This is a genomic window from Paenisporosarcina sp. P4_D4, from assembly GCF_056401835.1.
In genome coordinates this window covers 1-2,480 of record NZ_JBFUIO010000214.1, presented here as the reverse complement: position 1 = coordinate 2,480, position 2,480 = coordinate 1, and the positions used below count along the sequence as shown (strand labels likewise).

3 protein-coding genes and 1 pseudogene are annotated in these 2,480 nt (G+C 37.6%); 3 read left to right on the top strand and 1 reads right to left on the bottom strand.

Annotated features, from left to right (window positions below; all coding sequences use genetic code 11):
* Positions 1-102: 102 nt before the first annotated feature.
* The 3 genes and pseudogenes from AC1DSL_RS17185 to AC1DSL_RS17175 form a co-directional block, all read left to right on the top strand.
* Positions 103-684 (top strand): annotated as a pseudogene (locus AC1DSL_RS17185) (ATP-dependent Clp protease proteolytic subunit); the annotation flags it as partial.
* A 645-nt stretch (positions 685-1,329) separates the two neighbouring features.
* Positions 1,330-1,761, top strand: a complete 432-nt coding sequence (locus AC1DSL_RS17180; protein ID WP_477533151.1) for an ABC transporter permease — start codon at positions 1,330-1,332, stop codon at positions 1,759-1,761.
* A 157-nt stretch (positions 1,762-1,918) separates the two neighbouring features.
* Positions 1,919-2,158: a hypothetical protein gene (locus AC1DSL_RS17175; RefSeq protein WP_477533150.1), complete on the top strand. Its 240-nt coding sequence runs from the start codon at positions 1,919-1,921 to the stop codon at positions 2,156-2,158.
* Between the two features lie 27 nt (positions 2,159-2,185).
* On the opposite strand, the gene AC1DSL_RS17170 is transcribed toward AC1DSL_RS17175, so the two are convergent.
* Positions 2,186-2,480 (bottom strand): hypothetical protein (locus AC1DSL_RS17170; RefSeq protein ID WP_477533149.1); only part of this gene is annotated, 295 nt, incomplete at its 5' end.

Genomic DNA, 2,480 nt, shown 5'->3' with positions numbered 1-2,480 from the left:
CGGTAGGTACAGAGAGTCGCAAAGTCGAGATTCGGCAGGTTTCTTCCGGGTTTGGCGAAAGAAATTCTATAAAAATTCAAATGGCAGCATAAGGAGGTCAAACAAATGAGCAATGTTCCATTTGTGGTTGAAAAAAGTAACAGTGATGAAAGGTCTTACGATATTTATTCTAGATTGTTAAAGGATCGTATCATTCTAATCAGTGGTGAAATTGATGATCAGCTGGCAAGTAAAGTAATTGCACAGCTTCTATTCTTAAGTGGAGACAATCCTAATGAAGATATTCAACTATATATCAATTCACCTGGAGGATCTGTTACCGCAGGTTTTGCCATTTATGACACGATGCAGCATATTAAACCGGATGTCAGTACAACTTGCGTAGGAATGGCTGCATCCATGGGTGCATTTTTGCTTATCGGAGGGGAGTTGGGCAAAAGGTATGCCATGCCCAATAGCGAAGTTATGCTTCACCAACCTTTAGGGGGAGTTAGGGGTCAAGCTGCGGTAATGGATATCCATGCAAGGCACATTCTTGAAACGAGGAATCGTATGAACCGCATTATGTCTGAGCGTTCTAAAGTATCAATCGAAAGAATGAATGAACTGACAGATCGCGATCGCTTTTTCTTTGCCGAGGAAGCAAAAGAATTGGGATTGATTGATATCATCTTAAGTAAATAATAATTTTCAAAAGAGTTTCCTACTTATGGAAAAGGAAGTTAACAGACTTTGAGAACTGGCGCTACCGTCTTATAATTCAAGAGGTGCCTGTTCAAGAAGCAGTCATAATATTTATAAATGATTAAACTTTCCTGTATATTGTTCTTCAAAAAAATCGTTGGCGCGAACACGCCAACGGTTTTTTTAGCTTTCCTTATTAATCGGGATTATTGAGAAGTGCCTATACTAGAAAATAATGGCAATTCTGGTGCAGTAACAAGCGCCGAATTAATCTTCCCATAAGTGCTACCCATATTGGGTGCGGCAGACTGTGATGCACCGTGGTCGTTGGTGTCAGACTCACGGGAGGGCTTTACCGCACCATAGTTCAGCGACCTTCATCTCCTAGCCGTAGTAATTTATACGGCTGGTTATTGCGATGCATGGGTGGCTAACGGGTCAGGTTAGTTGTGAAATTTTGTTCTTTAAATTGGAACTTATTTGAATTTTAACCGTATGAAGTAAAGGATAGCTATCACTGAAAGCCGAATTTTAGGAAAACCACTATGATGATTGTGGTGTTTCATACAGTAAGGCAATGAAATAACAGTTGAATTAACTTTTACTGAAGTTTTTTGGAAAAGCGTAAAACGGGGAGGGCAATGTATGTTTGATCAACAGTTTTATCATAAAGTAGCGAAATCACCTGCGAAATTTTTAGTATTTGCAATCATCACTATTCTTTTTTTTACAGGAATCACATTTACGTTTGTGATTCCTGGATTGAAGGGATTTAGTTTGTATTTTATGATTGTTTCTTTATTAATATATTTTGTTGTTGCGAACATATTTGTAGGGCTTTTTAAAGAAAGAAAATGGTTTGTCTTTATTGGTAGCTTGATCTTAAGTAGCCTTGGGATGGGTTGGCGTTTATGGCTTGAATGGGGAGAATATAGTTTAGTTGAACATATGAAACCAGTAGTTTATGTTGGTTACCCAAGTATTATCGCTTTCATCATTACARCAATTTATAGCGTTAGTCGTTCGTATTTGGAAAGAAAATTAAATGAAAAAAGCGATCTGCGTTTTGATAGGTAATATTCGTGTACGTTTCTGTACTAGGCAGAAATGCTCTTTCGTAAACTTGCAGAATTCCTGTGTACAAGAATATTGCTAATCGTTATGAATGAATTTCGTATGTCTTTATTTAAGTAACGAATGCTTTACTTTAATAGAACGGTTTAGGAGGAATGAAATGATAATTATTATACAAATTTTGTTGGGAATCACTATTATTGGTTTGGCTACATACTCACTAATATCTCCTGAATATGACTATATATTACTTCCAGTAATGAACTTGGTAATGGCTTTACTACTTGCAGTGATGGGTTTATCTGTAATGAAAGATAATCATAAAAATGTAGGAATTTTATTGTTGGTTACGTCTGGACTTTTATTTGTTGTTGCAACTGTTAAACTTATTTTCGACTAACGGATGCCATAGTCAAGTAGAGCAACGTCATTTAAGACGTTGCTTCAGACTGTAGACAAAAAATATAAACAGTGAATATAACTGTATACTAATGAAAAAGAGCGTATGCAAGAAAATATTGATTTCCTTTGCGGCGGACGCGTTTCGCGGGCACGGTTTTAGTCTCCTCGTCACTAGAAAAACCGGTGCGCCTGCGGTTACTCGACGCAGTATACATTGCTCATGTTTCTGTTTCTGTTTCTGCATCGCTTCGCTAGCTTCGATACATGGAGGTGCGTTGCATCGCTCTGCTAGCTTCGAAACATGAAAGTACGTTGCATCG